25 protein-coding genes and 1 pseudogene are annotated in these 24,999 nt (G+C 69.7%); 8 read left to right on the top strand and 18 right to left on the bottom strand.

The window, feature by feature from the left end:
* Nucleotides 1-11: 11 nt before the first annotated feature.
* On the bottom strand, nt 12-929 hold the full coding sequence (locus tag ASF71_RS06340; protein WP_056296786.1) for an alpha/beta hydrolase: 918 nt from the start codon (nt 927-929) through the stop codon (nt 12-14).
* 154 nt (nt 930-1,083) lie between these two features.
* Here ASF71_RS06340 and ASF71_RS06345 point away from each other — a divergent pair, with 154 nt between their 5' ends.
* From ASF71_RS06345 to sdaAA, 4 genes are all read left to right on the top strand, one after another.
* On the top strand, nt 1,084-2,403 hold the full coding sequence (locus ASF71_RS06345; protein WP_082505635.1) for a lycopene cyclase family protein: 1,320 nt from the start codon (nt 1,084-1,086) through the stop codon (nt 2,401-2,403).
* Complete coding sequence (locus ASF71_RS23540) at nt 2,400-2,573, top strand: hypothetical protein (protein WP_156372651.1); 174 nt, start codon at nt 2,400-2,402, stop codon at nt 2,571-2,573. The genes ASF71_RS06345 and ASF71_RS23540 overlap by 4 nt, the downstream gene beginning before the upstream one ends.
* A 55-nt stretch (nt 2,574-2,628) precedes the next feature.
* The gene (gene sdaAB, locus ASF71_RS06350; protein WP_056296791.1) at nt 2,629-3,294 is read left to right on the top strand and encodes an L-serine ammonia-lyase, iron-sulfur-dependent subunit beta; all 666 of its coding nucleotides are present in this window, start codon (nt 2,629-2,631) and stop codon (nt 3,292-3,294) included.
* A gap of 201 nt (nt 3,295-3,495) precedes the next feature.
* Entirely contained in the window at nt 3,496-4,365 is an 870-nt protein-coding gene (gene sdaAA, locus ASF71_RS06355) for an L-serine ammonia-lyase, iron-sulfur-dependent, subunit alpha (RefSeq protein WP_056296845.1), read from the top strand.
* Nucleotides 4,366-4,439: 74 nt separating this feature from the next.
* Here sdaAA and cax read toward each other — a convergent pair whose 3' ends face one another.
* From cax to ASF71_RS06395, 8 genes are all read right to left on the bottom strand, one after another.
* Complete coding sequence (gene cax / locus ASF71_RS06360; protein ID WP_056296795.1) at nt 4,440-5,615, bottom strand: calcium/proton exchanger; 1,176 nt, start codon at nt 5,613-5,615, stop codon at nt 4,440-4,442.
* 69 nt (nt 5,616-5,684) lie between these two features.
* The gene (gene lysS, locus ASF71_RS06365) at nt 5,685-7,265 is read right to left on the bottom strand and encodes a lysine--tRNA ligase (RefSeq protein WP_056296797.1); all 1,581 of its coding nucleotides are present in this window, start codon (nt 7,263-7,265) and stop codon (nt 5,685-5,687) included.
* Between the two features lie 42 nt (nt 7,266-7,307).
* Entirely contained in the window at nt 7,308-8,201 is an 894-nt protein-coding gene (locus ASF71_RS06370) for a menaquinone biosynthetic enzyme MqnA/MqnD family protein (RefSeq protein WP_056296801.1), read from the bottom strand.
* 99 nt (nt 8,202-8,300) lie between these two features.
* Nucleotides 8,301-8,657: a nuclear transport factor 2 family protein gene (locus ASF71_RS06375; RefSeq protein WP_369814965.1), complete on the bottom strand. Its 357-nt coding sequence runs from the start codon at nt 8,655-8,657 to the stop codon at nt 8,301-8,303.
* Complete coding sequence (gene mqnE / locus ASF71_RS06380; RefSeq protein WP_056296809.1) at nt 8,654-9,799, bottom strand: aminofutalosine synthase MqnE; 1,146 nt, start codon at nt 9,797-9,799, stop codon at nt 8,654-8,656. Before mqnE ends, ASF71_RS06375 begins: the two co-directional genes overlap by 4 nt.
* Before the next feature lie 109 nt (nt 9,800-9,908).
* Nucleotides 9,909-10,934 carry an ABC transporter permease gene (locus ASF71_RS06385; protein ID WP_056296812.1) on the bottom strand — a complete coding sequence of 342 codons (1,026 nt, stop codon included), beginning with the start codon at nt 10,932-10,934 and terminating at the stop codon, nt 9,909-9,911.
* Nucleotides 10,935-10,965: 31 nt separating this feature from the next.
* On the bottom strand, nt 10,966-11,988 hold the full coding sequence (locus ASF71_RS06390) for an ABC transporter permease (protein WP_056296815.1): 1,023 nt from the start codon (nt 11,986-11,988) through the stop codon (nt 10,966-10,968).
* Between the two features lie 244 nt (nt 11,989-12,232).
* Nucleotides 12,233-13,945 carry an ABC transporter substrate-binding protein gene (locus tag ASF71_RS06395; RefSeq protein ID WP_056296818.1) on the bottom strand — a complete coding sequence of 571 codons (1,713 nt, stop codon included), beginning with the start codon at nt 13,943-13,945 and terminating at the stop codon, nt 12,233-12,235.
* 244 nt (nt 13,946-14,189) lie between these two features.
* Here ASF71_RS06395 and ASF71_RS06400 point away from each other — a divergent pair, with 244 nt between their 5' ends.
* Nucleotides 14,190-15,209, top strand: a complete 1,020-nt coding sequence (locus tag ASF71_RS06400) for a D-alanine--D-alanine ligase family protein (protein ID WP_056296823.1) — start codon at nt 14,190-14,192, stop codon at nt 15,207-15,209.
* 42 nt (nt 15,210-15,251) lie between these two features.
* Here the strand turns inward: ASF71_RS06400 and ASF71_RS06405 are convergent, their stop codons facing one another.
* The 7 genes from ASF71_RS06405 to cobA all read right to left on the bottom strand — a co-directional run bounded on the left by ASF71_RS06405 (nt 15,252) and on the right by cobA (nt 21,408).
* Nucleotides 15,252-16,376, bottom strand: coding sequence for a ComEC/Rec2 family competence protein (locus ASF71_RS06405; protein ID WP_235514179.1), 1,125 nt, complete (start codon nt 16,374-16,376; stop codon nt 15,252-15,254).
* Nucleotides 16,373-16,705, bottom strand: a complete 333-nt coding sequence (locus ASF71_RS06410) for a DUF3006 domain-containing protein (protein ID WP_056296827.1) — start codon at nt 16,703-16,705, stop codon at nt 16,373-16,375. The genes ASF71_RS06405 and ASF71_RS06410 overlap by 4 nt, the downstream gene beginning before the upstream one ends.
* Nucleotides 16,706-16,717: 12 nt before the next feature.
* Nucleotides 16,718-17,194: a hypothetical protein gene (locus ASF71_RS06415; protein ID WP_056296829.1), complete on the bottom strand. Its 477-nt coding sequence runs from the start codon at nt 17,192-17,194 to the stop codon at nt 16,718-16,720.
* Nucleotides 17,187-18,059 carry a folate-binding protein YgfZ gene (locus ASF71_RS06420; protein WP_056296831.1) on the bottom strand — a complete coding sequence of 291 codons (873 nt, stop codon included), beginning with the start codon at nt 18,057-18,059 and terminating at the stop codon, nt 17,187-17,189. Before ASF71_RS06420 ends, ASF71_RS06415 begins: the two co-directional genes overlap by 8 nt.
* A 68-nt stretch (nt 18,060-18,127) precedes the next feature.
* Nucleotides 18,128-19,240, bottom strand: coding sequence for a glutamyl-tRNA reductase (gene hemA / locus ASF71_RS06425; protein ID WP_056296834.1), 1,113 nt, complete (start codon nt 19,238-19,240; stop codon nt 18,128-18,130).
* Entirely contained in the window at nt 19,237-19,794 is a 558-nt protein-coding gene (locus ASF71_RS06430; protein WP_235514180.1) for a bifunctional precorrin-2 dehydrogenase/sirohydrochlorin ferrochelatase, read from the bottom strand. The genes hemA and ASF71_RS06430 overlap by 4 nt, the downstream gene beginning before the upstream one ends.
* Before the next feature lie 96 nt (nt 19,795-19,890).
* The gene (cobA, locus tag ASF71_RS06435) at nt 19,891-21,408 is read right to left on the bottom strand and encodes a uroporphyrinogen-III C-methyltransferase (RefSeq protein ID WP_156372652.1); all 1,518 of its coding nucleotides are present in this window, start codon (nt 21,406-21,408) and stop codon (nt 19,891-19,893) included.
* Between the two features lie 53 nt (nt 21,409-21,461).
* Between cobA and ASF71_RS06440 the strand changes: the two genes are divergently transcribed.
* Nucleotides 21,462-22,193 (top strand): GNAT family N-acetyltransferase, encoded by a 732-nt coding sequence (locus tag ASF71_RS06440; RefSeq protein WP_056296840.1) that lies wholly within the window; start codon nt 21,462-21,464, stop codon nt 22,191-22,193.
* Nucleotides 22,194-22,239: 46 nt separating this feature from the next.
* Entirely contained in the window at nt 22,240-22,935 is a 696-nt protein-coding gene (locus ASF71_RS06445) for a dienelactone hydrolase family protein (RefSeq protein ID WP_156372653.1), read from the top strand.
* 51 nt (nt 22,936-22,986) lie between these two features.
* Here the strand turns inward: ASF71_RS06445 and ASF71_RS06450 are convergent, their stop codons facing one another.
* Entirely contained in the window at nt 22,987-23,655 is a 669-nt protein-coding gene (locus ASF71_RS06450; RefSeq protein ID WP_014685802.1) for a response regulator transcription factor, read from the bottom strand.
* Between the two features lie 236 nt (nt 23,656-23,891).
* Between ASF71_RS06450 and ASF71_RS06455 the strand changes: the two genes are divergently transcribed.
* A complete protein-coding gene (locus ASF71_RS06455) occupies nt 23,892-24,257 on the top strand; it encodes a DoxX family protein (RefSeq protein WP_056296843.1) in 366 nt (121 codons plus the stop codon).
* A gap of 75 nt (nt 24,258-24,332) precedes the next feature.
* Here ASF71_RS06455 and ASF71_RS06460 read toward each other — a convergent pair.
* Nucleotides 24,333-24,999: pseudogene (locus ASF71_RS06460) on the bottom strand (cell division protein FtsH); the annotation flags it as partial.

A 24,999-nucleotide genomic window follows, 5' to 3' on the forward strand; every position in this document is an offset into this window, starting at 1 on the left:
GGGTCAGGAGGCTACCGCAGCCGGTGCGCTTCGATGAAGCTGATCATCTGCTGGCGGGTCGCGCCCAGAAAGGTCAGGTTGCGCGCCGCCGCGCCAATGATGGTGACGTGGTTGAGTTTGGGCAGCACCGTGAGCGTGACTGGAATGCCCGCCTTTTTGAGTGCCGCTTCCATGTTGATGGCGTTTTCCGGATACACGGTCGTGTCGTTGGCGGCCACCAGCAGCAGGTGCGGCGGCGCGTCGGGGCGTACGTGGCGGTCGGGCATGACCTCGTCGGGCGTGGCGCCTTCCGGGAAAGCCACGCGGCTCGGAAACTGCCGGAAGTCGTAGGAGTACGGCCCAGCGATACCGATCACGCCGCGCACCGCCGAGATGGGCACGCCCGCCCCGGCCAGCCAGCGGACGTTGTCCACCGCTTCGACCGCGTTGAACCCCCCGGCCGAGTGGCCCACCACAAACAGGTCGTCGGGGCGCCCGCCGTAGGTGGGAGCATTGTCACGCATCCACTTCAGAGCCGCCGCCGCGTCCTGCACATAGGTAGGGTAGCGGTTCTGTGGCGCGAGGCGGTAGCTCATGACACCGGTGACGTACCCGGCGCGGGCCAGACTCTCGCCGACGAACTGGTAGTCCGCCTTGTCGCCCCCCTGCCACGACCCGCCGTGGACAAACAGCACGGTCGGGGCGTTGCGGACCTGCGGGGGCGCATACACGTCAAGCAGGTTGCGGGCGTCGGGGCCGTAGCGCTGGTCACGCACGACCTTGAGCCCACGCGGGCTGTTCGTCGAATTGACGAGGCCCAGGGCCACACTTTCGAGCCGCGCGCCGGAGCACGAGGCCAGCGAGAGACCCAGGGCAAGCGCGCCCAGCCCCAGGGCGAGGGGGCGGCCCAGCCTGGGAAGGCGGCGGCGCGGGACGGACGAGAAAGCCATGTGCGCAGGGTAGAGCCGCGCCCCAGCCCCAAAGGCACCCTGCGCGACACTTGGGCCCCCTAGCCCCGCCCCGGCTGCCCGGCCCAGTGCTATCACCCGGGGCTGTGGCCCGGCGTGCGGTTGTGCGGGCCGGGAGCACGCTACCTTGCGGCCCATGAGTGCCCACGCCCCCGCGACAGACGCCATGGTGGTCGGCGGCGGCCCCGCCGGGCTGGCCCTGGCCGCCGAACTGGCCCGGCAGGGCCTGAGCGTGCGCGTGGTGGCCCCGCATCCCCCCCGGGCCTTCCCGGCGACCTACGGGGCGTGGCGCAGCGACCTTCCAGGCTGGGCCCAGGCCTGCGCCGCCCAGGTCTGGGCCGACGTGCGGGTCTATACCGGGCTCGGCCCCACCTCCTCCCCCACGCCCCTGCTGCGGCCCTACGCCCTGCTGGACAACGCGGCCCTGCTCGCGGCCCTGCTGGAGCGCGCTGGGCCGGGGCTGACCTGGACCCGGGGGCAGGCGACGGGCGCGGCGCGGCACGGCAACCTGTGGGCCGTGACGGGCGGGGCCAGCGAGACGTGGCACGCGCGGGTGGTCGTGGACGCCAGCGGGCACGGTGGGCTGCTGCGCCCCACCCACTTTCCGGGCGGCGCGGCCTTCCAGACAGCCTACGGCGTCGTGGCGCGCTTCCGGCAGCCACCCGCTGCGCCCGGCAGCATGGTCTGGATGGATTACCGCGCGCCCGCACCCGTGCGGGGCGAGGCCACCTTCCTGTATGCCATGCACCTGGGCGGCGACCGCTATTTCGTCGAGGAAACGAGCCTGATCGCCCGCCCCGGCCTGACCCGCGACGTTCTGGCCGCGCGGCTGCACGCCCGTCTGGCGGCCCAGGGCACTCCGCCCGGCGAGATCGAGAGCGAGGAATGGGTCCGTTTTCCCATGAACGCCGCCGCGCCGCCTGCGGGCGAGGTGCTCGCCTTCGGGGCGGCGGCGGGCGGAGTGCATCCGGTCAGCGGGTTTCAGGTGTCGGGCGCGCTGCGGGACGCGCCGGGCGTGGCGGCGGCCGTCGCCGGAGCGCTGGCCCGCGGCGAGGACGCGGCCTCGGCGGGGTGGGCCGCCCTGTGGCCCCCAGAGCGCCGCGCCGCCCGCGAGGTGCAGTTGCTGGGCGTCCGCGCCCTGCTCACGCTGCCGCCCGCCGCCCTGCCCGAATTCTTCCGGGCGTTCTTCGCGCTGCCCCAGCAGCAGTGGCAGGCCTTTCTGGACCCGCAGACGGGCGCGGGCGAACTGGCCCGCACGATGTTGCGTCTCTTCGCCGGAGCGCCGGGTGCGGTGCGCCTGCCGCTGGCCCGCGCCGCCCTGGCCGAACCGGGGGCCAGTGGACGGGCGCTGCGGGCCGCCGCTGCCCCGCCGGCGCCCATGCCCGCACCGACCCTAAAGGTCGCCTCGCCGTCCTCCCATCCCGCAGCCGCGGCCGGGCGCGAGGCTGGGTCATGACCAAAGCGGAGAACAGCGACGTGGACACCCACGAAATCATCGAGAGCGCCATGCAGGGGGCCGACGGCAACGAGGATGCCAGCGGCCTGGACCCCAATCCCGCCGTGCGCGGGGAGAAGTTGCAGGAAGTGCAGGAGAACCTCGCGGAAGTCAGCGGCGAGCAGGACTGACCTCCCGCGGCGACCGCCCCGGCCGACCGTGCCGGGGCGGTTTTATACTGCGTCCATGTCCCTTCTCGACATGATCGGCCCTGTGATGATCGGCCCGAGCAGCAGCCACACGGCGGGCGCCTGCCGACTGGGGCTGGTCGCGCATCATCTGCTGGGCGAACCCGCCAAGACGGCCACCATCGGCCTGCACGCCTCGTTCGCCAAGACCGGGCGTGGACACGGCACCCACCTCGCGCTCGTGGCGGGGCTGCTGGGCTACTCGCCCGACGATCCCCGGCTGCCCCAGGCCTTCGCGGAGGCCGAGCGGGCGGGTCTGAGCGCCGAGTTCCGTGAGGTGGACCTGGGCGACGTGCACCCCAACACCGCGCGCATCGAGTTGCGCGGCGAGACGGGGCAGGTCATGGTGCAGGGCAGCAGTACGGGCGGCGGCGTGATCCTGGTCACGCAGGTGCAGGGCCTGGGCGTGAACTTCAGCGCGGCCAGCCCCACCGTCCTGCTGCGCTACCAGGACGCGGTCGGCATGATCGCCCGCGTCGCTAGCACCGTCGCGGCCGACGGCGTGAACATCGCAGCCCTGACCTGCACCCGCGAGAACCGGGGCGGTCAGGCCCTGCTCGCCATCGAACTCGACGCGCCGCTCTCGCCCGAAGCACTGGCCTTCTTCACGGCCTGGAAGGACACCAACTGGGTGAGACTGCTGCCCAAGCTGATGGACGGCTAGCGCGTCCCCACTTCCCGGACACCGGGGCGGCACTCGTCTAGGCACCTCACGTGGGCCGCCTAGACTGGGTATTCATACGGAGGCCATTCCGTTTTACTGCCGGGCTCACCCCGGAAGGTCGGCGGCCCTCCCCTCAGTCCGTCCCCATCCCCCAGGAGGAGCCCCGCTTTGACCCCGTCCGACCTCACGCTAGACGCCCTGATGAACGCGCCCGCCCCCGCCTCGGCCTGGGTCCTGGAGCGCGACTGTGCCGAGACGGGGCTGGACCCGGAGGACATCCGCGCCGAGATGCTGCGCCGCATCGGCGAGATGCGCGCGAGCATCGAGCGGGGGCTGGCGAGCCGCGCCCCGAGCATCACGGGGATGGTCGGCTGGAACGCCCAGGGACTGTGGGAAGCGCCCGACGTACTGAACGCCCCGCTGATCCGGCGGGTGCAGGCCTACGCGATGGCCGTGAACGAGGAAAACGCCCGCATGGGCCGCATCGTCGCTGCGCCGACCGCGGGCAGCGCGGGCACCATTCCCGGCGCGCTCATCGGGGTGGCCGACCACCTGGGGATCGGGGACGAACGGCTGGTGGCCCCCATGATTCTGGCGGCAGGCGTGGGCAAGGCGATCAGCAAGCGCATGTTCATCTCGGGCGCGGCGGGGGGCTGTCAGGCCGAGATCGGGTCGAGCGCCGCGATGGCCGCCGCCGCCGTGGTCGAACTGCTGGGCGGCACTCCGCGCGCCGCCGTGCAGGCAGCAAGCATGGCTCTGATGAATACCATCGGGCTGGTGTGCGACCCGGTGGGCGGGTACGTCGAGGTGCCCTGCGTGAGCCGCAACGCCTTCTATGCCGTGCACGCCGTGAGCGCGGCGCAGCTGGCCCTGGCGCAGCTGGAGAGCTTCATTCCGCCCGACGAGGTGCTGGGCGCGATGGCCTCGGTGGGCCGCATGATGCCCGCCGCCCTGCGCGAAACCGCCGAGGGCGGGCTGGCCCAGACCCCGACCGGACTGGCCGTGACCGCCCGCATGGAGGGCCGCGAGCCGGAAGGCCCCGGCGGCATGGTCGAGCTGCCGATGGCGTAGACCACCCGGACTGGACAAACAGGTAGAGACAAGACACCGCCGGGGCACAAGCTCCGGCGGTGTTCCCCTGAGCTTCAGGCCTGCGGCGCCAGAGCCACCACCGGCCCCGGTCGCAGCGTGGCAGCGGGCGCACTCTCCTCTCCCCTGGGCGTGACGAAGAAGAACGACAGCGCCAGCAGCAGGTACACGGCGATGAGCAGCACCCCCTCGAACCACGTGGCCTCGCCGTCCTTGGTGACGGTGGTGACGATCAGCGCCACTGCCACGATGGCGACGAGTTCCAGCGGGCTGCCGAACACCAGATTCATGGGCCGCCCGATGAAGTACGAGATGATGACGAGCAGCGGGGCCGTGAACAGCGCCACCTGGATGGTCGCCCCGACCGCGATGTTGATCGCCAGCCCGATCTTGCCCTGGCGCGCGAAGTAGCTGCCCGCGATGTACTCGGCGAAGTTGCCCACGACCGCCAGCACGATGATCCCCAGGAAGAAGGGGCTGAGGCCCAGCGTGCTGCTCGTCGCCTCCAGCGCACCCGAGAGCATCTCGGATTCCAGGGCGATGAGGGCCGTCGCGCCCACGAGGACGGCCGCCGCCTTCCAGACGGGCCACAGCGCGCCGCCCCCACCGTGCCCCACGCCATCAGCCCCTTCCTGCTCGTCGCTGGCCGCGAACACGTCCTTGTGGGTCACGAGGGTATAGACCAGATTCAGCGCGTAGACGGCGATCAGCACGACCGCCACGCCGAGGCTGAGGTACTCGTCGAGGTTGTTGCGGATCGCCTCGGTGCCCGCCAGGAAGCCCGGCAGCCGCTCGGTGTAATCAAAGAAGGCCGGGATGAGCAGCGCGATGACCGCCAGGAACAGCATGGAGTTGAGCTGCCCGGCGTTGGCCCCGCTGAACTTCTGGCGGCTGCGCCCGAAACTGCCGATGAGGATCGCCAGCCCCAGCCCCAGCAGCGCGTTGCCGATGATGCTGCCGGTGATCTGCGCCTTGACCACAGCCACGTTGCCCGACAGCAGCACAAAGATGGCGATGATGAGTTCGGCGAGGTTGCCGAAAGTCACGTTCAGCAGCCCGCCGATGGTCTGCCCGGCGCGCTCGGCGACCTGCTCGGTGGCGCGGCGCAGCCAGTCGGCCAGCGGAATGATGGCGACCGTCGCCGTGAAAAAGACCCACAGCGGCGGGGCATGAACGACGTATTCCAGCAGCAGACTGACTGGAATGAACAGCAGGAGGAGGTTCATCCACATGCCGGCAAGTGTAGGCCGCAGCACAAGCGGGGGCCGAGACCTCGCCCCGGCCCCCGCTTGGTCAAGCGCTTACTCTTGCGCTTCTGCGCCCGTCCCACTCTCTGCTGCCTCGCCGCCCGCCGTCTCGGGACGCAGCAGCGGAAACAGCAGCACGTCGCGGATCGAGTCGCAGTCGGTGAGCAGCATGGCAAGGCGGTCCATACCCATGCCCATGCCGGCGGTCGGGGGCATGCCGTATTCCAGGGCCAGCAGGAAATCTTCGTCCTGCTGGTGCGCCTCGTCATCGCCCGCGTCGCGGCGCGAGGTCTGGGCCTCAAAGCGGGCGCGCTGGTCCAGGGCGTCGTTCAGCTCGGAGTAGATGGGGGCCAGCTCGAAACCCGCCACGTACAGGTCGGCGCGCTCGGCCAGCCCCTCGCGGCTGCGGTGCGCCTTGACGAGCGGGCTGATGACCAGCGGCATGTCGGTCAGGAACGTGGGGTTGTCCAACAGCGGCTCGACGTACTCGCCGCCGAGCTTGTCGAGCAGCTTGTAGTCGGGCGTCTTGCGGTGCTCGGGGTGACGCTCGTCGCTCCAGGCGCGCAGCTTGGACAGGTCGAGCGGGTCGAAGTCCATCCCTGCCTGTTCCTTGAGGGCCGTGACGAAATCCAGCCGCTTGAAGGGCAGCTCGAAGCTGATCTCCTTGCCCTGGTAGGTCAACTTCGGCTCACCCTTGAGTTCGACCACGAGGTCGTGCAGCAACCGCTCGACCAGCCGCATCATGTCCTCGTAGTCGCCGTAGGCGAAATACGCCTCCAGCATGGTGAATTCGGGGTTGTGGGTGCGGTCGATACCCTCGTTGCGGTAGTTGCGCCCGATCTCGTAGACCTTCTCAAAGCCGCCCACCAGCAGCCGCTTGAGGTATAGCTCCAGGCTGATGCGCAGCGAAAACTCGTGCGAGAGCGCGTTGTGGAAGGTCTGGAAGGGCTTGGCCTCGGTGCCGCCGGGCACGGTCTGGAGGGTCGGCCCCTCGACCTCCATGAAGTCCTGCCGGTCCAGGAAACTGCGGATGAAGCCGATCATGCGCGAGCGCGTGCGGTACACCTCGCGGCTCTCGGGGTTGATCATCAGGTCGAGGTAACGGCGGCGGGCACGCAGTTCTTCGTCCTGTAGGCCGTGGAACTTGCTGGGCAGGGGGTGCAGGCTCTTGACCAGGGGTTGCCACGAGGTTACGCGCAGGGTGAGCTGCCCGGTGCGCGTCACGAAGGGGAAGCCCCGCACGCCCACGATGTCCCCGAGGTCAATCTTCTTGGTCGCGTCGAAGTTCTCGGTGTCCTGCTTGGAAAAATGCAGCTGGAGATGCCCGAACTCGTCGCTCAGGTCCGCGAAGGCCGCCTTGCCCATGTGGCGCATCAGGGTGACGCGGCCCGCCAGGGCGTAGACCTCTTCCGGCCACTCCTGCCCGGCCTCCAGCTTGCCCGGCTCGCCGCCTTCACCTTCCGTGGGCGCGGGGGCCGGGTGGGCCGCCAGCACGTCGCGGGCGTGGTGGGTACGGGGGTAGCTGTAGGGGTGGGCCTCGAATCCGGCGGCGACCTGCGCGTCCAGATTGTTCAGGCGGCTGACGGTCTGCTCGTGCAGGCCCTCGCGGCGCGGAGTGGGGGAAACATCGGACATACAGGCCAGTATAGGGGCGCGTGGCCGCCGGGCTTTTGGGGCCTAGCCTTCGCCCGGTCTCGGCCCGAAGGTCAGCGGCGCGTGACCGGGGACCGCCTTGTCGGCGAACTCGTGCAGGCCCAGGCGGTCGGGAGCCTCCAGGTGGTAGCGGAAATTCCAGAGGTAGTGCTGCACCACCCGCTCGGGCAACCCCAGCAGTTCGGCGTGGTGCGCCGACACACGGGCGAGGTGGCCCAGGCCCTCGCGCCTCGCCTCCCGCATCGCCTGTACCAGGGCGGCGGGCGGCGGGTTGTCCTTACGGTAGGCCCACACAGCGAACGTGAAGGGGTGCCCGGTGAGACCAAACCACTCTTCGGCCAGATCGGTGACGGTGATGGTCTGCCCGCTGCTGCCGGTGCCGGTATGCGGCAGCGTGGTCATGGTGGTCTCGGGGGTCAGCGGCCCGACCACGCCGTACCACTCCTGGAGGGCATTGTTGCCGATCCTCAGCACGCCGTCGTATCCAGACGCGAGCAGCTCCTGGGCCGGTCCCTCGGCGCGCTCCAGCACGGGCGAGAGGCCGCGCTCGCGCAGCAATACCTCCAGCAGCGCCACACTCATGGCCGACTGGGCGGTCAGGGCCACCTGGCGCAGGTCCTCCAGCGGCCGGGTGTGGAACAGGTTGACCGAATACACCGGCCCCAGCACCGCCACGCTGAAGTCGGGCAGCGCCTGCAAGGCGTCGGCGTGCCGGATGAACTCGACCGCGCTGATGTTGGCGATGTCCACCTCACCCGAGAGCAGCGCGGCGTTCATCTGGGTGGGCACTCCCGTGATAGCTGTGACGCCCGGCGGCAACGTCAGCGGGTCGAGAATCGGCGCGACGTTGGTGTAATGGATCCACCCGGCGCGGTAGGGGGCCGGCTGGACTGGGGCGGCACTTGTCGTATCAGTCATGGGTCTTCTCTCTGAAAGTCTGGGCACAGGAGCGGCAGGTCGCCTCCGGAAACGCGCAGGAGACGGGAATTCGCCAGGGCTAGTCCGCCGCCCGGAGGCTCACGCCGTCTCCGGTACAGCCACCACCTGCACGGCCACGCCCTGCCACGCGCCGCCGCGCCGGGCATACAGGCGCGTGAAGCTCTGGAAGCGCTCGCCGTTCACGTACAGGGTGCCGCGCGTGACCCCCGCCTCGCCGAACACGCGCGAGGCATGACGCTCGAAGGCCAGGGCCACCGGCGGGTTGTGGAGCATGGAGGCCAGCACATCGGCCTTGGCGACCATGTGTCCGTCGGGCGCGAAGCCCACCCAGTCGTCGGCCAAGACGCGCGCCATCAGCGCCGGGTCGCGGCGGTGGTAGGCGGCGTTCCAGCTGTCGTCGGCGGCCAGCAGGGCGTCGAGATCAGGGCTGCTCAGTCGGCGGCCTCGGCGCCGGAGCGCGCGAAGGTTTCGAGCTCGTTGTAATAGGCGTCGCGCAGCACCGGCGTGCGCCCGGCGTGCTGAATCATGCGGATCATGCCCGCCTCGCTGAGCTTCATCGGGCTGGTGGCTCCGGCTGCGTGGGCGATGTGCTCCTCCTGAATCGTGCCGTCGATGTCCGACACGCCCCAGTCGAGGCTGACCTGCGTCAGTTCCGAGCCGATCATGACCCAGTAGCCCTTGATGTGCGGGAAATTGTCGAGGTAGATCCTGGCTACCGCGAGGTTCCGCAGGTCATCGAGACCGGTCGTGAAGTCGGTCTTGCCGAGGTTCTGCGCCAGCGTGTTGCCCAGCGGCTGGAAGGCCAGTGGAATGAAGGCGTGGAAGCCTCCGCCGTACCGGGTCATGCTGTCGTCCTGAAGTTGCCGCAGCCGGTCCATGTGGTCGAGGCGTTCCTCGAGCGTCTCGATGTGGCCGTAGAGCATGGTGGCGTTGGTCCGCATTCCGAGGCTGTGGGCCTCGCTGTGAATCTGGAGCCACTTCTCGGCCTTCACCTTGTTCCTGGCGACCTGCTTGCGCACGCGGTCGGCGAAGATCTCGGCGCCGCCGCCCGGCATGGCCGAGAGTCCTGCGTCCTGAAGCTCGCGCAGCACCTCCAGCGTGGGCTTCTTGGAGATGCGGCTCAGGTGCTCGATTTCGGCCGCCGTGAACGCCTTGACCTGAAGGTCGGGGAAGGCCTCGCGCAGCCCGCGCACCATCTCGGGGTAGTACTCCCACTTGTGGTTGGGGTGGTGCCCGCTGCTCATGTGCAGTTCGGTGATGCCCGGCAGGTAGCGTTTGCGGACCTGCGCGGCCACCTCCTCGGGACTGTAGTCCCAGGCGCGCTCTTCCCCCTTATGGGCGGCGAAGGCGCAGAAGGTGCAGCCCACATAGCAGAGGTTGGTGAATTCCAGGCGCATCGAATGCACGAAGTACACCTTGTCGCCGTGCAGCGCTTCCTTACGCATGTTCGCCAGCCGCATCAGGGCGTTGAGGTCGTGGGTGTGGAACAGCTGCATTCCCTCTTCAAAGGTCAGCCGCTCGCCCGCCTCGACCTTATGGACGATGGGCACGAGGCTCTGGTCGCGAAGCCACTTCATGGGCAGAGCATACGCCTGGGGCAGCGGGATATTTGTGGTGCGTGGGCGGAAGAAAAAGAAGCGGGGCCGTGAGCGAACGCTCGCGGCCCCTGCTTCTGCGCGCCCTTGTTTAGCGGGTACGCGGGTCGAGCGCATCGCGCAGGCCGTCACCGAAGAGGTTGAAGGCCAGGCTGAACAGCACGATGAACACGGCGGGGAACACCAGCACGTACCAGTATTCGGGCTTGAGCCACGCGCGCGAAAAGTCCACGAGCTGGCCCCACTCGGAAAAGCCGTTCTCGAAGCCCAGGCCCAGGAAGCTCAGGGCGGCGATGCCCAGAGGAATGGTGGCGAGATCGAGCACCGCGATGGTGAACACGGTGGTCAGGCTGTTGGGGATGATGTGGCGCAGGATCAGCGGCAGGTCGCGCGAGCCGAGGCTACGGGCGGCGTCCACGTATTCGAGCTGGCGCACCTTGAGCACGTCCCCGCGAATCACCTTGGCGTAACTGGCCCAGCCGGCGACACAGTACGCCACGATGATCGGAAAGGTCGGGTCACCGCCGGGATTCTTGGCCCGCAGGATGGTCAGGATGACCACCGTGAGCACCAGCCCCGGCATGGCGAACAGCACGTCAATGAAACGCTGGATGAGGTTGTCCACCCAGCCGCCGTAGTAACCGCTGACGGCGCCGATCAGGATGCCCACCGCGAGCGTGATGCCCACGATGATGAACGACATCTTCAGGGCGGTGCGCGTGCCCCAGATCAGACCGTAGAAGATGTTGTAGCCGTTCACGGTACCGAACGGCGCGAAGGCGCCGGGCACCGAGTTGGGCGGCGCGGGTTCCTGCGCGAAGCTCAGGCGCTCCATGCGGTAACAGCTCTGCGGCGGAGCGAAGATACCGCGCCAGAACGCGCCGCCCAGCGGGTTGTAGATCTGGTTCTGCGTGGTCATGTTCAGGTCACGCAGGCAGTTGCCGGTGGGCTTGGCGATCAGGGGCGCAAAAATCGCAATCAGGAAGAACAGCACCGTGATGAAAAAGCCGGTGACGGCCAGCGGGTTGCGGCGCAGCTTGCGGACGCCCGCGCTGTGCCAGAAGTTCTGCCAGCGGCTGCGTTTGGGGGGCGTGACCGGACCGGACAGGGTCGTCATGCGGCACCTCCTTGGAAAATGACGGCGCGCATCAGTCGAACCTCACGCGGGGGTCGATCACGCCGTACAGGATGTCCACGATCAGGTTCATCACGACCACGATGAGGGCCGAGAGCAGCGTAAAGCCCAGCACGCCCGCGATGTCGAGCTGCAGCGCCGACTGCACGAACCACTGCCCGATACCGGGGTACGCGAAGATGGTCTCGGTAATCACCGAGCCTGCCAGCAGGCCGATGATGAGCGAGCCGCTCAGGGTGACGATGGGCAACAGGGCGTTACGCCGCGCGTGCTTGTTGTTCACGGTGCGGTCGGCGAGGCCCTTGGCGCGGGCCGTGCGCACGTAGTCGCTCGTGAGCACTTCGAGCATGCTGTTGCGCATGACCTTGAGCAGCGTGGCGCTCAGCACGATCACCAGGGTCACGGCCGGCAGGAACATGTGCCTCAGCACGTCCCAGGCGATATCCCAGCGCCCGTTGAGCATGGCGTCCAGAGACAGCAGACCGGTGTAGCGCCGCAGGCTGCCCACCGAGAACTGATTGAGGATGTCGAGTTGCCCCGCGCCCGGCAACCAGCCCAGGTAGGCGTAGAACACCGCGAGCAGCAAGATCCCGAGCACGAAGGTCGGCAGGCTGTACCCCAGCACCACCAGCACACGCACGAACTGGTCGATGAACTTGTCCTTGTGTAGAGCACTGACGGTGCCCAGCCACACGGCCAGCAGGATAATGGGGATCACCGTGACCAGACTCAGTTCGAGGGTGTTGGGCAGGCGTTCGGCGATGGTGGCCGTCACTTCCTTACCGCTGGCCTTGGAAAAGCCCAGGTCGCCCCGGATGGTACTGCCGAACCAGTTGGCGTACTGCACCGGGAAAGGATCGCGCAGACCGCGTTCGTTGATGATCTGTTCCAGACGCGCGGCCTGCTGATCGCTGCGGATGTACGGCGCAGCGCGCTGTTCCGGCGTCAGCAGCTGGGTCAGGCCGATCACCAGCACGGACAGGACGAGCATCACCAGGGGGGCCTGGATCAGTCGTCTCACAATGAAATTGAGCATACGTGCCTCAGCATAAGATACGCGCCGCGCCAGGTTTCCGGGATGTCCCGCTCAGCCGACACGCGGAAGAACCGGACAAGCCCCTGGAGAACCTCCCGCAACGCGGAAGCGGGGGGGCAGCCACCGGGGCCACCCCGCCCGCTCTGGCGGGACTTGAAAACTGTTCGGGCAGCGGCAGAGCGTCGTGCCTGCTCCGTCCGGACACACCGGGCCCGCAGGCCCGTGCGCCGTTACCCGGTCTTGCTTACTTCTTGACCAGGCCCTTCCATTCCAGCGAGGTCATGGGGTTATAGGTCGCCTTGGTGCGGCCTTCGCCCGTGATCCGGCTGCTCTGGAAGATGTACGCGACCGGTGCGGGCACCAGGATGTACGGGGCCTGCTCGTAGGCGCGGTTGCCGATCAGGCTGTACAGGCGGTTGCGCTGGGCCGTGTTGACGGTGGCGCGGGCCTGGGCGTTCCACTTGTCGATCTGCGCGTCCTTGAAGTTGCTGCGGGGGCTGTAGAAGCCGTCCGAGGCATAGAAGGTCGTGATGAAGTTGTCCGCGTCGGCGTAGTCGGGCGACCAGCCGATCAGGATCATGGCTTCCTCACCCTTCTTGGACGAGGCGAGCATTTCGCTCCACTGCTTGCCCTGGATGTTGACCTTGAACTTGGGGTTGATGGCCTCGATGTTGCGCTTGAGGATTTCCATGGCCGTCTGCGAGGCGGGGGTGTTGGCGCGGTAGTTCGCGGTCAGCACGAAGCCGTTTTTCCAGACGTTGCCGCCCCAGGCGCGCTGAAAGTAGGCCTTGGCCTGCGCGGCGTCGAACTTGTAGGTCTTGACCTTGGAGTCGTAACCGGGGAAAGAGTCGGGCAGCAGCATGGTGCGCTGGACGCCCTTGCCCTTCTGCACGTCGGCGATGTACTGCGCGTAGTTGAAGGCGTAGGAGAAGGCTCGGCGCACGTTCACGTCGCTGAAGAAGTTGGCCGGGATGCCCTGGCCGTCGAGCTTGCCGCTGCCCAGCAGGCCCGTGCCCTTGATGCTCTCATTCATGAAGATGGCAGTCGCGGTGGTGTTGGGCAGGTCGTCCACCCAGGTCACGCCGGGCTTGCCCTTGATCTGGGCCTCGTCCACCGCGCGGCCGCTGGCCTCGATGATGTCGGCGTCGCCGCGCAGCAGCGCCTGCTGGCGGGCCGCCTGCTCGGGGACTTTTTGCTGGATGACGTTCTTGATGCTGGGCTTCTGGCCCCAGTAGCCGTCGAAGGCCGTGAACAGGTAGTTGTTCGCGTCCTTGCGCACGAGCTTGTACGCGCCGGTGCCGTTGGGCTTCTGGCTCAGGTTGCTGCCGGTGAGGTCCTTGCCGACCCAGGTCTTCCAGGTGGCTTCGGTGCCGTCCCACTCGCCGATGCTCGCGCCGTACTTGCGGTCCACGATGGCCTGGCCCGTGTAGGCCAGCTTGGCCAGGAACGCAGGGTCTACCTTGGGCAGCGTGAACACGAGCTGGCCGGCGGCGTTGCACTTGGCAGCGGCGCTGATCTTGGCCCAGGTGACGCTCTTGTCATCGTTGGCGTTGGCCTGGGTGCCCAGCAGCGACTCGCTGATGAACCAGTTGCCCGACTCGCCGCTATTGGTCACGAGGTTGCGGCGGAAGGAGTATTCGGCGTCGGCGCAGGCCATGGTGTCGCCGTTGTGGAACTTGACGTTCTTGCGCAGGTCGAAGGTGTAGGTCTTGCCGCCGTTGCTGACGGTCCACTTCGTCGCCAGACGGGGCTCGAGCTTCGTGAGGCTCGCGCCGCTGTAAGTCAGCAGCGTTTCGTACATATTGTCGACGAGCGCCGAGGAGGCGGTGTCGTAAGTCACGCCGGGGTCGAGGGTCGGCACGTCGCCGGCCGTCTGGATGACCAGGGTGTCGGCGGGCGAGGCAGCGAAGGCGGAACCGGCGAGGAGCAGGGTGCTGATCAGGGCAATCTTCTTCATAGGCCTCCTGGAGGGGGTGAACAGCGCAGGCTCCGCCTGGAACACGGCGTTTCTAGGTGGAAGCTGGTCTGTTCGGGGAATCAACGGAGTGATCATAGCGTATGTCAATTGACCTATTCATGAATAAGTCCTCATGCCGATGCATACGGCAAAAAGGTGAGTTTGGCCACCCTGGCCCCGGCGCACTCCCCATCCAACAGGCCAGAGGCGACAAGTACCCAGGCGGCGCGGCATACTGCCCCGCGTGAAGAAGAGAATCCTGCTGCTGGCGGGCGGTCAGTCCGGCGAACACGAGGTCAGTCTCATGAGTGCGCGCAGTGTGCTCGCCGCCCTGCCGCGCGACCAGTTCGACGTGACGCCCGTGGTCATCAGCAAGCAGGGGCGCTGGCTGCCCCCCACCGACACCGTGCGCGCCCTGGAGACCGGCGTGTCGGTGCCGGGCGGCGACCTCGTGCTGCACCGCGCGGCCAGCGCCGAAGGGTACGACGCCGTCTTTCCGCTGCTACACGGCCCGATGGGCGAGGACGGCACCATCCAGGGCCTGTTGACCCTGGCGGGAATTCCCTTCGTGGGCAGCGGCGTGCTGGGGTCGGCCGCCAGCATGGACAAGGTCATGACCAAGCAGGTGCTTGCCTCGGCCGGCATTCCGCAGGTGGCGTGGCGCCTCGCCGTGCGCCGCGAGTGGACGCAGACCCCGGATGCCGTACGGGCACGCGCCCATGAACTGGGTTACCCCCTGTTCGTGAAACCGGCCAACCTGGGGTCCAGCGTGGGCATCAGCAAGGTGCGCGCGGCCGCCGAGCTCGACGACGCCCTGACACTGGCGTTCTCGCTTGACCGCCGCGTGATCCTGGAGGCGATGACCGCCCACAAGCCCCGCGAGGTCGAGGTGGGCATTCTGGGCAACGACGCGCCCATCGCCAGCCCGGTGGGCGAACTGAGCTTCGGGGCCGAGTTCTACGACTACGCCACCAAGTACACCGAGGGCCAAGCGACCATGCATATTCCTGCGCCGCTGCCCCCCGAGGTCGCGGCCCGCGTGCGCGAGCTCGCACTCCAGGCCTTCCTGGCCCTCGACTGCGCCGGGCTGGCCCGCGTGGACTTCTTCTATGTCGAGGAGACAGGCGAACTGTTCCTCAACGAGGTCAACACTATGCCCGGTTTCACGACTACCTCCATGTACCCCAAGCTGTTCGGCGCGGCGGGCCTGAGCTACAGCGAACTGGTCACGCGGCTGGTCGAGCTGGCGCTGGAACAGCGGTAGAGACCGGGAGGCGCCGGGGGGCCGGAGGGGCCGCCCCGGCGCTCACTTGTCGGTCTTGACCTTGTAGGTGCCGTCCGCGTTTCCGGTGAACGTCACCGTGCCCTGCTGGTCGGTGCGGTACACCTTGACGCGGTTCTTGGCGTACAGATCCAGCGCCGCCTGGGTGGGGTGGCCGTAATTGTTCGGCCCCACGCTGATGGTCACGGTCTCGGGCCGGACCGCGTTGAGCCACGCCTGGTTGTCGCCGTTGGCCGCGCCGTGGTGGATGCTCTTGTAGACCTGAACGGGGCCGCGGATTCCGGCGCGGTCTTCGGCCAGCCAGGCGCGCGTCTCGGGCGTCTCGCTGTCGCCGGTCATCAGGGCACTGAACCGGCCGAACTCCAGACGCAGACCCACACTGTTGTCGTTCTGGTCGTCGCCCATGTCGGCCGGCGGCCCCAACACGCGCACCTTGACGCTGCCGAGGTTCACGACCTGGTTGCCGGCCTTCTGAAAGGTGGTGCCGTCGGCGCGCAGGGCCGCCACCAGCCGCTCCCAGGTCTTGGTGGTACCGGTCAGCCCGTTGTTGATGAACAGGGTGGGCCGGGCCTCCTGCGCCGCCGTGACCAGCCCGGTGATGTGGTCCGAGTCGGCGTGGGTGGCGACCATCAGGTCCACCTTGTCCACGCCGTACTCGGCCAGCAGTTCCTTCATGCGGGTGGTGCTGCGCCCGCCGTCGACAAGCAGGGTCTTGCCCTCGGGGCTGCGGACGAGTACGGCGTCGCCCTGGCCCACATCCAGAAAACGCACCGTGACCTGCCCGGCCGGCAGCGCGGTGCCGGTACCACCGCCGTTCCCGTCGCGCTGCCCTGCGCACGCGCCGAGAGCGGCGGTCAGCCCCACCACGAGCAGGGCCAGCAGGTCAGAGGGCGTGGGGCGGGTCAGGCGGCGGTGCAGTGGGCCGCGCGGCGGGCGCGGGGCGGAGGCGGCCCGCTGGCCTCCGGTCGCGCGGCGGCCGGCCGGCCGGGAGGCCGCCTCTCCCCTCCCGGCCTTTGCGGCAGAGCCAGACCCGCCCTGCGCCGCAGGAGCTTTCGGAGACGTGGCCCGGTCGCCGGCCCCGCCCGCAGGCTGACGCTCTTTCTTCTTCGTGGGGGCTTTCGGGGCCGCTTTCCTGGGGGCGCCGCTCACAACGTGATCTCCCCGGTGCCGCCATCGTCCGCGGCGTTCTCCGGGCCGTTGAGGGTGTCGAGCCGGGCCTGCGCCGCCTCCCGGCGCGCGCGGGTCAGCTCCGGCAGTCGGCGGGCGTGCAGGCCGTCGGGTCCACCGGTCACGTCCAGCAGGTCGCCCTCACCCACGTCCTCGGGAAAGGTGCCGAGCGGCACCACGACGGTCTGCCCATCCGGCAGTTCCAGACGGGCGGCGCGGCCGTGAGGCGTGTCTTCCAGGCCGTCGACCGTCCAGAGGTCGCCCGACGGCGGCCGGGACAGACCTCCAGGCAAATGGTGCTCACTGCTCATGTGCTCAGCGTACTACGGCGCCCGGTTCTCTCCGGCGGCGCGGGCGTAGGCGGGCAACTGCGTGCGCGCCAGGAGATACAGCGCGGCGGCGGCGGCCCAGCACAGGCCCCAGGCCAGAGGCTGGTGCAGAGCCGCGCAGCCCAGCAGAAAGGGAATGGCCGGCGCGCTCGCCGCCTGCATCGCCGCGGTGAGGGCCGCGCGACCGGGCGCCTGTGCAGGGGCGCGTGTGTCCCGCGCCGCCTGCCGGGCGAGACGCAGCGCCACGAGCCCGAACCCCAGGCCCAACGCCGCGAAGCCCCACGCCGCCGCCGCCGGGTAGGGCGCCGGGGCGCTCAGCAGGTACAGGGCGCCCAGGGGCAGCCCCGGCGCGGCCAGCGCCAGCAACGCGAGGTGGAAGGCCCGCCGCGACGCGCGCGCCAGACCCGCCGGCCCGTCGCGCAGGTCACGGGCGAAGGCGGCCCAGACTCCCGTTCCGGCGCCCTCAGGCACGGGCTGGGGTCAGGAGCCGGACCTGGGCGGGGACACCGCCGACTTCGACGGCCGCGCCTTCCTCCAGTTCCTTACGAAGCCGCGCGAGGCTCGCTCCGCCCGCGTTCAGGCCCGACTGCCCCACGACCTTGCCCCCCGCCGTGACTTCGGCCCGTTCCGGCAGCCCCTCACCCACGAGCGCGGCGAGGTGATACCGGGCGTTGCCGCGCGCCTCCAGGCGGGCCATGATCTCTTGGCCCACGTAGCAGCCCTTGCGGTAGCTGATGGCCGGCAGCGGCCCGCCTAGGTCCAGTCCGATTTCCTGAAGCAGCGTCCCCGTGAACCCGTCGCGGGCCACGTCGGGAATACCGGCGGCGATGCGGGCGACGTCGAGGTCGGCCAGCGGGCGCTCCTGGCCTAGCGCGCCGAGAACGGCGGCTTCGTGGCGCAGGAGGTAATGCAGGTCCACACCGGACGTCCCGCTGCGGTTCACGCGGCCCGCGAGCACCGCGCCGCCACCGAGGTCGAAGGTCTGGGCTATGGGGCCGTCTGCCTGCCAGCCGGGCAACGCTGCCGCGTCCCAGACGTGCACGGTCGCCAGCGTGTCCGAGAGGTCGGTGACCTCCACCTGATCGAAGATGATGTAGCGGCGCAGCCGGGCGGCCAGCGCGGGGGCCAGGCCCTCGTCGAGGTGAAGGTACACATCGTCCGCGCGGCGATACGCCCGCGCGAAGTGCTCGATCTGGCCGCGCACGTTCAGGAAGCAGGCGGCGACGAGCCCCGGCGTGGGGGCGCCGCGCAGGTCGCCGGTCATCTGGCCCTGCACGAAATCGACCCGGTCGGGGCCGGTCACGCGCAGGCTGCTGGAAGGAATGCGGGTCCACATATCCGCAGGCTACGGCAAGCGCCCCCGCACGTGTGTGACGGGGGCGCACCTGGGCAAAGAGGCAGGGCTCAGTCGCTCGCCAGCCCCAGCGCCGCCTCGGGCCAGGCGCGGCGGGCCAACTGGGCCTCGCGGGTCAGGTGCCAGCGGCTCAGGTCGGCGGCGGCCTCGCGGATGATCGCCTCGGCGTGGGGCAGGGCGTCGCGCCGGCTCTGGAGGTTACGGCTCACGACCGCCGTGAGGTCGTCGAGGTTGTGCAGGTACGCGCCCGGCACGTCCGCAATGTCGGGATTCAGGATACGCGGCACGCTGATGTCGATGAGGAACATCGGGCGCTCCGGGCGGCCCTCGAGCGCCTTCCACACCCCCTCGGCCCCCAGGACGTAGTGGGGCGCGGCGCTCGACGCGATGACCACATCGGCCTCGGGCAGCGCCTCGTGCAGCAGCTCGGCGGCGCATACCCGGCCGCCGAGCTTGTCGGCGAGCTGCCGGGCGCGGGCCTCGGTGCGGTTGACCACGATCACGTCGTCCACGCCCGCCGCGCGCAGATGGGTCAGGGTCAGCTCGGCCGTCTCGCCCGCGCCGAGGACCAGGGCGGTGCGGCCGGCGAGGCTGCCCAGCGCGGCTCCGGCCAGTTCAACGGCGGCGCTGGACACGCTGACCACCCGGTCGCTCATGCCGGTTTCGGAGCGTACGCGCTTGCCCGCCGCCAGGGCGCCCTGGGCGACCTTGTTGAGCAGGGTGCCGCTCAGCCCGCGCTCGCTGGCCGCCTGCCACGCCCGCTTGACCTGCCCCTGAATCTGGGTCTCTCCGATGACGAGGCTGTCGAGGCCCGAGGCCACGCGGTACAGGTGGCGCACGGCGTCCTCGCCCCGGTACACGTACAGGTGGCCGTCCAGGGCGTGGCCCCAAGCACCCTCGAAGGCGGCGCGCGGGTCTCCCCCGATCCCGGCGAGATACACCTCGGTGCGGTTGCAGGTCGCCAGCAGCATGACCTCGCGGGAGTGCCGCGCGAGGTGGGAGAGCAGCGCGCCTTCCTCGCCCGCGCGCACGGCGGCGCGTTCGCGGATCTCGACGGGCGCGGTCTGGTGGTTGAGACCCACCACCGCGAAGTCCAGTGGGGCAGGCGCCGGCAGGTGGGTCTGCCGCAGGAAACTGCGCGCGGTCGGGCAGGCGAGCGTCATGCGGCCCCCCCGACGGCGCGGCAGATATCGGCGTCGAGCCGGCCCAGGGCGGCGGCGCGCTCGGGCCCGGCCAGGGTCAGGGCGTCCTCGCGGCGCGTGGTCCAGGCGTTCAGTTCGGCCGTATCGGGCAGCCTGGCCTGCACGCTCTCGCGCAGGGCGCGGGCCAGCATGGGCAGTTCGCGCCCGGTCGAGACCGCCACCTGCACCCCCGCGCGCTCGGCCACGGCAGGAAACCGCAGGGTGCCGCGCCTGGCCTCGCCCGCGTGGTTCACCAGCACGCCGGCCGCGCGGGCCTGCTCGGCGACGGCGTCGTTCAGCGCCGCGTCGTCGGTCGCGGCCACGACCAGGCGGACGCCGGTCAGGTCGGCCGGGGCGTAGGGACGGCGCTCAGCGCGCACCGGCAGTGCGGCCAGGTCGGGCAGGATGGCCGGAGCCACCACCCGCACGTCCAGCCCCGACGCCAACAGCGTGGCCGCGCGGCGCAGCGCCACCGCGCCGCCGCCGACGATCAGGGCCACTTCTCCCCGCAGATCTAAAAAGGCCGCCAGACTCACCCGCGTAGCATACGCCTCCGGGCCGGGGCGGGCGTCCCCTACCGAACGGTCAGAAAGTGGTCTGGGACGGGATTTTCCAAACCGGCCGGGCCGTCCCTACGCCGGTGACTCGGCCTGTAAGGCAGCCTCGGCCGCCGCCTCGACCAGGGCCTCCAGACTGGCGGTCTGGGCGACGGTCACGCGGGTAAATCCGGCCTCGCGGGCCGCGTCGGCGGTCTGCGGACCCATCGCCGCGACAGGCAACCCGAGCGGATCGAAATCGTCCGAGGCGAGCGCCGCGAGGTGCCGCGCCGCGCTGCCCGACGCCAGGGTCACGGCCGCCGCCGACTTGAGCCGCTGCGTGGCGTTCTCGGAGGGTTGGGCAGGCTCAGTGCGGTACAGCTCGGCGCGCTCGTAGCGCAGGCCGCGCGCCGTGAGGGCCTCACCCAGTTCGGCCTCGGCAAGTTGGGAGGTCAGGTGCAGAACACCCTCGCCCGCCCCGGCCGGCAGTTCCAGGCCCAGGTGCCGCGCACCGGGAGTGGACGGCACGAAGTCGGCACGCACGCCCTGCGCCTCCAGACTGCGGGCCGTGCTGGGACCGACCGCCGCGACGCGCACCCCGGCGAGGTGCCGCGCGTCCAGACCCAGTTTGCCCAGGTGTGAGAAGAGTTCGGTCACGGCCTGGTTGCTGGTCAGCAGCAGCCACGACGTGCCCGAGAGGTCGCGCAGCCGGGCATGTAGGGCCGCCTCGTCGCCGGTCGGGGCGAAGCGGATCAGGGGCACTTCGAGCACGTCGGCCCCCCCGGCGCGCAGCAGGTCCGAGAGGCCGCTGGAGCCGTCGCGCGTGCGGGTCACGGCGACCGTCTTGCCTGCCAGCGGACCGCCGCGCAGGGGCGCGAGGTCGAACCAGCGCAGGGTGTCGCGCAGACGCACGACCTCGCCGATCACCGTCACGGCGGGGGCCTCCAGCCCGGCCTCCCGCACCACATCGGCGATGGTCGTCAGGGTGCCGACCGCCACACGCTGCTGCGGCGTGGTGCCCCACTGCACGGTGGCGGCGGGGGTCTGGGGGTCGCGCCCGGCGGCGATCAGGTCAGCCGAGATCTGCCCCAGGTTGCGCACGCCCATCAGGAGCAGCAGGGTGTCCACCCCCGACAGCCGCTCGTAGTGCGCGCCGCCCTCCTTCGTGTTGCCCGTCAGGACGGCGAAGCTGCGCGCAGCCTCGCGGTGCGTGACAGGAATCCCTGCGTAGGCAGGAGCGGCGATGGCACTGGTGACGCCCGGCACGATCTCGAAGGGCACGCCGGCCTCATGGCAGGCCTCGGCCTCCTCGCCGCCGCGCCCGAAGACGAACACGTCGCCGCCCTTGAGCCGCGCCACGCGCTGGCCGCCGTTCGCCTGGGCGGTGCGCACGAGGAGCGCCGTGATCTGCTCCTGGGAGATGTACTCGGAAAAGCCCTTCTTGCCCACGTAGATGGTCTCGGCCTGGGGGCAGTGGCGCAGCAGCTCGGGGTTGGCGAGGTAGTCGAACAGCACCACATCGGCCTGGGCGAGCGCCTGCGCTCCGCGCAGGGTCAGCAGACCCGGATCGCCGGGGCCGGCACCGATGAGGGACACGAAGGCACGCGAAGTCATGAGACACAGGCTAGCGGGCCGGGCGCGGGACATATGCGGGATAGGGTGAGGCCATGAGCGAGATCCTCCTGCGACTGGCCCAGGCCGAGGCCGCCGCCCACACTCGGTTCGGCACCTCGGGGACGGTGGCCCGCTTCGGCCCGCTGGTGGCGGTCGCCAGCGGCCAGCACCTGCCGGTCGACAGCGCGTGGCACAGCGGCGCCGGGGTTCCCACCGACGGCGACTGGGCCGATTTCGAGGCCTTCAGCACGGCGCAGGGGCAAGCCGCCACCGTGCATCTGCTCTCGCACATGGCCCCGGCGCTGCTGCCGGCCCTGAATGCCCGCGGCTACCGGCCGGACTACGTGCTGCACGCCTATACCCACGACCTCGGTGCGCTTCCCGCGGCTCCCAGCTGGCCGGTCCACGAGGACCCGGACCCGGAACACTGGGCCGCGCTCGCCGCGCAGGGCTTCGGGCCAGGCTCGGAAACGATCATGAGGGTGGTCGCGGGGGCCGAGGGCACGCGGCGCTTCGTGGCGACCGTGGACGGGGAGGCGGCAGGCACGGGCGCCTTCGCCCTTGAGGGAGGAGTTGCGGCGCTACACGGTACGGCGACGAGGCCCGGATTCCGGGGACGGGGCGTGCAGGCCGCGCTCCTCGTCTTCCGGCTGGCACAGGCGGCGCAGGCAGGAGCCGACCTCGCCAGCGTGTTCGTCACGCCGGGCAGCGGCAGCGAGCGCAACGTGGGGCGCGCGGGTTTCCGGCTGGTGGGGATGCGCCTGACGTTTACCCGGCAGAACTGAGCCGTTCGGTCGCCCGGCGACCCGGCCGGGCAGGATAGGCTGGGCCATGTCTGCCGCGAATGAAATCGAGTTCATGGCCGAGGACCGCGCCCTGCGTGCCTACGTCGCCCGCCCGGAAGGCCTGGGCCCAGGAGCGGCCACGCACCCGGGCGTCCTCGTGATCCACGAGATCTTCGGGCTCAACGACGACATCCGCCGGGTGGCCGACCGGCTGGCCCAGGCCGGATACGTGGCCCTGGCGGTAGACCTCTTCGCCGGCCAGAACCGCGCCGTCTGTATGACGCGCATGTTCGGCGGCGTGTTTCTCAATCCACTCGAACACCAGGGCGCCCGCGACACCCGGCGTGCCCTGGAGGTGCTGGGCGGCCTGGAGGGCGTTGACGCCGCGCGGCTGGGCGCGGTGGGCTTCTGCCTGGGCGGCAGCCTCGCGGTGGCGCTGGCCTGCACCAGCGACCACGTGCGCGCGGTCGCGCCCTACTACGGGTTCAATCCCCGGTCACCCGAAGCGCTGCGCCGCAGTTGCCCAGTGGTCGGCAGCTACCCGGAGCGTGACCCCACCCGCCGCCAGGGCGAGGCTCTACAGGCCGCGCTGGACGACGTGGGCATCCCGAACGACATCAAGGTCTATCCGGGGACGCGCCACAGTTTCGCCAACCGGGGGCCTGCCTTCGACGGCGTGGCCGCCGAGGATGCCTGGAACCGGGTGATGGCCTTTTTCGACGAACACGTGGCCGGAGGCTGAACCTACGGAAGCGGCCCAGACACGCCTTGTCCGGGCCGCTTCCGTGGTGGCTCAGGGGGTCTTGAGCGCGTACCCGATGCCGCGGACCGTACGGATGATCCCGTAGCCGTCGAGGTCCCGCAGTTTGGCCCGCATGTTCGCCATGTGCACGTCCACCACGTTGGAGTTGCTGGGCAGTTCGCCGTTCCAGACCTCGCGCTCGATCTCCTGACGCGAATACACGCGCCCAGGCTGCCGTGCCAGGAAGGTCAGCAGGTCGAATTCCTTGGGCGAGAGCCGGACCTCATGGCCGTTGTAGTGGCACAGACGTTTCTGGGGATGAATTTCCAGTGCGCCAATAGAGATGACCTCGCCGTGCTGCTGGTGCCGGAGCTGCACCTTGACACGCGCCACGAGTTCCTCCGGGTGGAAGGGCTTGGTCATGTAATCGTCGGCGCCGGCTTCCAGGAGGTTCACCTTGCGGTCTACGGCGTCCATCGCAGTCAGGATGATGATGGGCACGCTGCTCGTCTTGCGCAGGCGCCGGGCGATCTCCGCGCCGTCGAAGTCGGGCAGGCCCAGGTCGAGGATGACGAGATCGGGGCTGTTCTCCCGCGCGCTCGTCAGGCCGGTAATGCCGTCGGGCGCGGCAATCACGCGGTAGCCTGCCTGTTCCAGTTCGTACTGCACGACCCGTGTGATATCGGGGTTGTCTTCAATTAAGAGGATGCGTTGCTCCATTGCGGCCTTGTGTTCTCCTGACTGGTGAGAGTTGGTGGTCGGCCGGACACTGGGGTCCGGCGCGCCCAGGCCTCCACCAGGCGGCAGAGGTGAAACGGAAATTAGAGTCATCCTAGGGGCCAGGACACCGTGGGGAACGCCAGAGCGGTTCATCTTTTTTTAACACCGGCCTATGCCGCGTCTCCAACGTCGCCGGCCCCCTGCGCTAGACTCGCCCGCATACTCAAGGAGGCACCATGAGCGTGACGACAGTAATCGGACGGGCCTTGCTGGCGAGCATCTTTATCAAGAACGGGTACGACCACCTGCAAAACCCCGACTACATCGTGCGCGCCGCGCGCGGCGCCGAAGTTCCCGAGCCGGAACTGGCGGTCAAGCTCAACAGCGCCGTGATGCTGGGCGCGGGCGCCATGCTGGCCCTGGGCGTCGCGCCCGGCCTCGCTGGCACCGCCCTGGCCGCGAGCCTCATCCCGACCACCGTGGTCGGCCACCCCTTCTGGGACAAGCAGGGGCCTGAGCGCCAGCAGCAGCAGATCCACTTCCTCAAGAACCTCGCGCTGTTCGGCGCGCTGCTGGCCATCTCGGGCAGGCGCCGCCACTAGCACCGGGTCACCGAAGCAACACCGGACGACGGGCCGCGGAAAGTCTCGTTTCCGCGGCCCGTCGTCTGTCCGCGCTCAGGCGGGGGTGGGCAGCGGTCCTCCGGTGGGCGTCGCCGTCTCCAGGGGCGGCAGCGTCCCCCCGGCCAGCAGCACCGAGAATTCCTCGCCCATGAGGGTCTCGCGCGTCATCAGCACGGTCACGATCTCGTGCATCTGCTCCAGGTGCGCGTGCATGAGGGACAGCACGCGGGCATAGGCCTCGTCGATGATGCGCCGCACCTCCTCGTCGATGAGCTGCGCGGTCGCCTCGCTCATGGCCGCGAGCTGCGGGCCGCCGCCGAGGTAACCGCTCTCGTCGCTGGCGAGCGCCACCTTGCCGATGCGCCCCGACATGCCCCACTCGGTGACCATGCGCCGCGCGATGCCCGTGGCCTGCTGAAAGTCGTTCGCCGCGCCGGTCGTGACCTCGCCGTACACGATCTCCTCGGCGGCGCGGCCTGCGAGCGCCACGGCCACCATGTCGTCGAGCGCCGGGCGCGTGACGTGCAGGCGGTCGTCGGCGTCGGGCATCATGTACCCGGCCGCGCGGCCACGCGGCACGACCGTCAGCTTGGCAACCCGGTTGGCGTGCGGCAACAGTTGAGCGGCGAGAGCGTGGCCGACCTCGTGGTAGGCCGTGACCTTGCGGTCGGCTTCCCGTACCACCAGCGAGCGCCGCTCGGGGCCCATCAGCACCCGGTCG

The organism is Deinococcus sp. Leaf326 (assembly GCF_001424185.1).
Taxonomy (GTDB): Bacteria; Deinococcota; Deinococci; order Deinococcales; family Deinococcaceae; genus Deinococcus.